Below are 6,120 nucleotides of genomic sequence, written 5' to 3' on the forward strand. Positions count from 1 at the left end.
TGCCTTCTTCCGCTCCTGGGCCGACGCCGGGCATGGCCCGGCGCTACCTCAGGGCTTGACCGGCGCCGGTGCGGGCTTTGCTTCCGGCTTTGCTTCCGGCTTTGCTTCCGGCTTTGCTTCCGGCTTGCCCTCAGCCTTCGGTTCGGCCTTGGCTTCCGGCTTCGCCGCAGCGGCCTTCGCTGCCTTGGCCGCATCCGCTTTCGCCGCCTCGGCCTTCAACCGTGCAGCCACCGAACCCGGGTTCTTCAGCTCGGCCAGCGCGTCGTTGATCGGGCCATCGCCCGGCAGCACCGCACCGGCGTGGTAGCCCTCGGTGCCCTCGTCGTCGCCGCGCAGATGGCCCGGCAGGGTCGCTTCGCTGTAGTCGCTCAGGCTGGCCGGCAGTGCATCCTCCGCCGGCGTGGCGGCGGGCTTCAGCTCAACGTCCGGCACGATGCCGGTGGCCTGGATCGACTTGCCGCTGGGCGTGTAATAGCGCGCAGTGGTCAGCTTCACCGAATCACCGTTGTCCAGCGGCAGCACGGTCTGCACCGAGCCCTTGCCGAAGGTGCGGCTGCCGACCACGCGCGCACGCTTGTTGTCGCGCAGCGCGCCGGCCAGTACTTCCGATGCGCTGGCCGAACCGGCATCGGCCAGTACCACCACCGGTGCGCCCTTCAGCAGATCGCCCGGGGTCGCGTCGAAACGTGCGTCGCTGATGCTGATGCGGCCACGGGTGCTGACGATGTTGCCCTTGTCGAGCAGGTCATCGGCCACCTGCACGGCGGCGGTCAACAGGCCACCCGGGTTGCTGCGCAGGTCCAGCACCAGGCCCTTGAGCTGGCCACCGGACTGCTTCTGCAGCTGCTGTACGTGCTTCTGGAAGTCCGAACCGGTATCGGCCTGGAAGGTGCTCAGGCGGATGTAGCCATAGCCCGGCTCCAGCAGGCGGCTGCGCACACTGGTCACGCGGATGGTCTGGCGGGTCAGGCTCACGTCGAACGGCTTCGGCTTGCCTTCGCGCACGATGGTCAGCACCACCTTGCTGCCCGCCGCGCCGCGCAGCGGCTCGCTGGCATCGATCGCACTGATCGGCTTGCCATCGATGGCGATGATCAGGTCACCGGCGAGGATGCCGGCCTTGGCCGCCGGCGTGTCGTCGATCGGCGAGATCACCTTCATGCTGGCGTTGTCCGGCTGCTGCTGCAGCTCCACGCCGATGCCCTCGTAGGCACCATTGGCCTGCTCGTCGAAGGCCTGCGCGTCTTCCTTGTTGAAGTAGGTGCTGTGCGGATCGAGGTCGAGCAGCAGGCCACGCACGGCCGACTGCATCAGCTTCTTGTCATCGACCGGGTCGACATAGGCGGCGCGTACCGCGTTGTACACGGCGACGAAACGGCGGATTTCCTCCAGCGGCACCTTCGAGGTCACCGCCTCCTCGCTGTTCGCTGCCTGCCCGCTGGTTTCCTGGTTCGGGGCGGGCGCGGTCTGCTGCGCCCAGGACAGCGCTGGCAACAGGGCCAGCAAGAGGGTGGCGGTACGGGCTGCGCGCATGGATCACTCCTGTCGACGTTGGCATCGTGCCCAAGGCACATGCGTCGATTATGCGCGAAGCACAGCTAAATTCCCGTTGAATCCGGCCCGCATCCGGCGGGCCCGGATTCAGCGCCGCTGCAGCCAGCTGTCCGGGTTGACCGGCTGCCCGCCACGGCGCAGCTCGAAGTACAGCGCGGTAACGCCCTGGCCGCCGGAATTGCCGACCTTGGCCACCGCGTCACCGCGGCTGACCCGCGCGCCGGCGTCCTTCAGCAGGGTGTCGTTGTGCGCGTACAGACTCATGTAGCCGTTGCCGTGGTCGACGATCAGGATCATGCCGTAGCCGGTCATCCAGTCGGAGAACACCACGGTGCCATCGGCCACGGCCGTGACCGTACTGCCGGCCGGCGCGCCGATCAGCACGCCGCTGCTGGTGCGGCCATCGGGCAGCTTGCCGCCATAGCGGGCCAGCAGGTTGCCGGACAACGGCCAGCCCAGGCCACCGACCTTCGGTGCCGGTGCCGACGCCACCGCAGGCGGAACCTTGGTTGGCGGCGGCGGGCGGCCCTGCGCGGCGGCCTGGCGTGCGGCCCGCTCGGCAGCGGCCTTTTCGGCGGCGGCTCGACGTGCAGCCGCGCGCCGTTCGGCTTCGGCCCGGGCGGCGGCGGCACGCAGGTTGGCCAGCAGCGTTTCCAGCGCCTTGGCGTCCTGGCCCAGTGCCTGTTCCTTCTCGCGCTGGTCCTTGAAGCGTTCGTCCAGCGAGGCCACGGTCTGCGCACGATCACGGCGATCGGCCGCCAGCGCCGCAGCCTGCTGCTTCTGGTCCTGCTGCGCGCCCTGCAGCTTCTGCTTGCGCTCGGCGATCTGCGCCTGCAGCGCTTCAAGTTCCTTGAGGTCGGCGGTCAGCGTGGTGATGCGCTGCGCACGCTCGCGCTGCAGGTAGCGATGGTAGGCCAGGGCGCGGTTGGCATCGGCCACCGTGTCCTGCGACAGCAGCAGCTTCAGCGGCGCATGGTTGCCGAGCTGATACGCCGCGCGCAGCAGCCCGGCCAGTTCACGGTGCTGCTGGGCCAGGTTGGACTGCAGGCTGCTGCGGCGCTGCTCGGCTTCGGCCAGGGCGCGGCCCTGCTCGCGCAGCGCGGTTTCCGTCTGCGCAAGCGCACGGCCGGTGCGTGCCACCTTCTCGTCGGCCTCGCGCAGCTGCTGCGATGCCTGGCCACGCTGCCCTTCGATCTGCCGCCGTTCCTGCGCCACGCCCTTCAGCTCGGTGCGCAGTTTCTGCAGCTTGCGCTCGGTCTCGCGGGTGGTCTGCGCAGCGCCGGGCAGCGGCAGGGCCAGCGCCAACGCCAGCCCCAGCAGCAGGCAGCGCCCGCCGCGGGCAGCGGCGATGTGATGTCGGCGTGATGGGAAGGCGTTGTCGCGCAAGGGCTTTCCAGTGACTTCAGGCAGTTGCAGGGGGTACCGGGGAATGGTGACATCTCCGCACGCGGCCTGCCAGCCGCACATCCATCGAGGTCCCCATGAAAGCTCTTTCCATTCCGCTGCTGTTGGGCGTACTGCTGGCCACCGGGCCGGTCTGTGCCCAGGAGAACATCAGCAAGGTCAACGGCAGCATCAGTGCCGAAGCGGGTCAACGCTACGGCAAGCTGGACACCGTCAACGGCGGCATCCGCGTCGGCGAAGGCGTCGAGACCGGCAGCATCGACACCGTCAACGGCGGGGTGAAGGTCGCCGACCGCGCCCGCACCGGCAAGATCGAAACGGTCAATGGCGGTGTGCGCCTGGGTCGTGAAGTGATCGCCAGCGGCAGCGTCAGCACCGTCAACGGCAGCATCTTCACCGATCGCGGCAGCCAGATCGAAGGCGGCGTCGAGACCGTCAACGGCGGCATCGGCCTGGTCGAGAGCCGCGTCGGCAAGGACGTGGAGACCGTCAACGGTGACATCACCGTCGGTATCGGTTCGCAGGTCAGCGGCGGTGTGCATGTGCGCAAGCCGAACTTCAGTGTCTCGCTGACCGCCAGCCGCAAGCCGCGCGTGATCATCGGCCCCAATGCCGTGGTCAATGGCCCGCTTCAGTTCGAACGCGAGGTGGTGCTGTACGTGCACCGCACCGCGCGCATCGGCCCGGTCACCGGTGCCGAGCCGATTCCGTTCGACACCGAAACCGCGCCGGCCGACTGAACCCGCCGAACCTTCCGGTTCGGTGATACTCGCTGTTACCGGTCGCGCTTGAGGTGCGGCCGCCCTTTGTTCCCAGGAATCGACGATGCCCCGCAAACTCCTCCTGTGCCTGGCCGCCGCGGCCGCGCTCAGTGCCTGCAAAGGCGAAGACACTCCGGCTGCCACGCCGGCCACCGCTACCGCTGCTGCAAAGCCGTCCGCCCATCAGTTCTCCCCGGAGATCAACGCCGGCGACTTCGCCGAGATGGTCAAGACCCTGGCCTCGGATGAGTTCGAAGGCCGCGCACCGGGCAGCAAGGGCGAAGAACTGACGGTCAACTACATCCGCGACCAGATGCAGCGCATCGGCCTGCAGCCCGGCAACGGCGACAGCTGGTTCCAGGATGTGCCGATGACCGAGACCACGGCTGACGAATCGACCGTGCTGAAGATCACCCAGGGCGGCAAGACCACCGAACTGAAGTTCGGCACCGACATGGTGGTCGGTACCCGTACCGGCCAGGCCGAGGTGAAGGTCGATGCCAGCGATCTGGTGTTCGTCGGCTATGGCGTCGATGCACCGGAGCAGAAGTGGAACGACTACGCCGGCCAGGACTGGAAGGGCAAGACGGTGGTGATGTTCGTCAACGACCCGGGCTTCCATGTCGATGACGCGAAGCTGTTCGACGGCAAGCGCATGACCTATTACGGCCGCTGGACCTACAAGTTCGAGGAAGCTGCGCGCAAGGGCGCGGCTGCCGCACTGATCGTGCACGACACCGCCGGCGCGTCCTACGGCTGGGATGTGGTGAAGAATTCCTGGGCCGGCCCGCAGTACGACCTGCCAGCCAAGGATGACCCGGAAGCCCGGATCCCGGTGCAGGGCTGGCTGAGTGCCGACGCGGCCAAGGCGTTGTTCGCCGGTGCCGGCCTGGACCTCGCCCAGGCCTACAAGGACGCCAGCAAGCGCGGCTTCAAGCCGGTGCCGCTGAAGGCCACCGCCGCGGTCGACCTGAAGAGCCAGATCGCACAGAAGCAGTCGCGCAACGTGGTGGGCGTGCTGCCGGGCAACAAGCGCGCTGACGAGGCGGTGCTGTACATGGCGCACTGGGACCATCTGGGCAAGCATGAGGGTGAGACCGGCGACAACATCTACAACGGCGCCGTCGACAACGCGACCGGCGTGGCCGGCATCCTCGAAGTGGCCGAAGCCATGGCCCACCAGGATCCGAAGCCGGAGCGTTCGGTGGTGTTCCTGGCGGTGACCCTGGAAGAATCCGGCCTGCTCGGTTCGAAGTACTACGTCGCCCACCCGACCTTCCCGCTGGACAAGATCGCCGGTGTGATCAACATCGATGCGATGTCGGTGGCCGGCCGTGCCAAGGATGTGACCGTCACCGGCTTCGGCAGCTCGGAGCTGGAGGACATCCTCAAGCCGCTGGCCGCCGCCCAGGACCGTACCCTGCACGGCGAAACCTCGGTGCAGAGCGGCTTCTACTTCCGCTCGGATCACTTCAACTTCGCCAAGGCGGGCGTTCCGGCCCTGTACGCCGATGGTGGCGAAGACCTGCGCGAGGGTGGCGTGGAAGCGGGCCGCAAGGCCGCGGCGGACTACGGCGCCAATCGTTACCACGGCCCGAAGGATGAGTTCGACGCGGCCACCTGGAAGCTGGACGGCACCGTCGAAGACCTGCAGCTGATGTACGGCGTGGGCAAGGAGCTGGCGGGTGGCGATCGTTGGCCGAACTGGTATGCAGGCAACCCGTTCAAGGCAGCCCGCGACGCGATGATGAAGGACAAGGTGCCGGCCGCAGCGAAGTAACGTCGCGCCATGCGCGACTGAAGCGGCGCCCCATGGGGCGCCGCTTTTTTATGCCTGGAATCCCGCTGCGCGGGTGGCCGCAAGCTGCCCTGCTGGGTGCCGTGGTTCCTTGCGGGATGCAGGGCCATGGGGTTGCCGGCCAGCGGCCGGCACTACCCGTGCTGATCCGCCCGCCCCCGGTAGTCGCCGACCCTGGTTGGCGCCCACGCACGCCGTGGACCTGCCGGGGTGATGCAGGGCCATGGGGCTGCCGGCCAGCGGCCGGCACTACCCGTGATGGTCCGCCCGTCCCCGGTAGTCGCCAACCTTGGTTGGCGCCCACGCACGGCGTGGACCTGCCGGGGTGATGCAGGGCCATGGGGGTGCCGGCCAGCGGCCGGCACTACCCGTGATGGTCCGCCCGTCCCTGGTAGGCGCCAACCAAGGTTGGCGACTACCGAACCCGCATTTTCTGCGCCCAAAGAAAAACCCCGCTGCGTGAGCAGCGGGGTTTTGGGTGTAAACCCTGGCGATGACCTACTCTCGCATGGCTTGAGCCACACTACCATCGGCGCAGCTGCGTTTCACTTCCGAGTTCGGGATGGGATCGGGTGGTTCCACAGCGCTAATTTCACCAGGGAG

4 protein-coding genes and 1 rRNA gene are annotated in these 6,120 nt (G+C 67.9%); 2 read left to right on the plus strand and 3 right to left on the minus strand.

Annotation, left to right across the window (positions count from 1 at the left end; translation table 11 throughout):
• Positions 1 to 48: 48 nt before the first annotated feature.
• Both B9Y64_RS05915 and B9Y64_RS05920 read right to left on the minus strand, forming a co-directional pair.
• On the minus strand, positions 49 to 1,533 hold the full coding sequence (locus tag B9Y64_RS05915) for a S41 family peptidase (protein ID WP_100439864.1): 1,485 nt from the start codon (positions 1,531 to 1,533) through the stop codon (positions 49 to 51).
• Between the two features lie 108 nt (positions 1,534 to 1,641).
• On the minus strand, positions 1,642 to 2,940 hold the full coding sequence (locus tag B9Y64_RS05920) for a murein hydrolase activator EnvC family protein (RefSeq protein WP_100439865.1): 1,299 nt from the start codon (positions 2,938 to 2,940) through the stop codon (positions 1,642 to 1,644).
• Positions 2,941 to 3,035: 95 nt separating this feature from the next.
• Here B9Y64_RS05920 and B9Y64_RS05925 point away from each other — a divergent pair, with 95 nt between their 5' ends.
• Both B9Y64_RS05925 and B9Y64_RS05930 read left to right on the plus strand, forming a co-directional pair.
• Positions 3,036 to 3,698, plus strand: a complete 663-nt coding sequence (locus tag B9Y64_RS05925; protein WP_100439866.1) for a hypothetical protein — start codon at positions 3,036 to 3,038, stop codon at positions 3,696 to 3,698.
• An 85-nt stretch (positions 3,699 to 3,783) separates the two neighbouring features.
• Positions 3,784 to 5,499 (plus strand): M28 family metallopeptidase, encoded by a 1,716-nt coding sequence (locus B9Y64_RS05930; RefSeq protein ID WP_100439867.1) that lies wholly within the window; start codon positions 3,784 to 3,786, stop codon positions 5,497 to 5,499.
• A gap of 503 nt (positions 5,500 to 6,002) precedes the next feature.
• Here B9Y64_RS05930 and rrf read toward each other — a convergent pair.
• Positions 6,003 to 6,117: ribosomal RNA gene (rrf, locus tag B9Y64_RS05935) — 5S ribosomal RNA — on the minus strand.
• Between the last annotated feature and the right edge of the window lie 3 nt (positions 6,118 to 6,120).

The organism is Stenotrophomonas maltophilia (genome assembly GCF_002799245.1).
GTDB lineage: Bacteria > Pseudomonadota > Gammaproteobacteria > Xanthomonadales > Xanthomonadaceae > Stenotrophomonas > Stenotrophomonas maltophilia_S.

Excerpts from the sequence above, each read along its gene's own strand:
- B9Y64_RS05915 (WP_100439864.1), bottom strand. The coding sequence starts at position 1,533 with ATGCGCGCAGCCCGTACCGCCACCCTCTTGCTGGCCCTGTTGCCAGCG.
- B9Y64_RS05925 (WP_100439866.1), top strand. The coding sequence starts at position 3,036 with ATGAAAGCTCTTTCCATTCCGCTGCTGTTGGGCGTACTGCTGGCCACC.
- B9Y64_RS05930 (WP_100439867.1), top strand. The coding sequence starts at position 3,784 with ATGCCCCGCAAACTCCTCCTGTGCCTGGCCGCCGCGGCCGCGCTCAGT.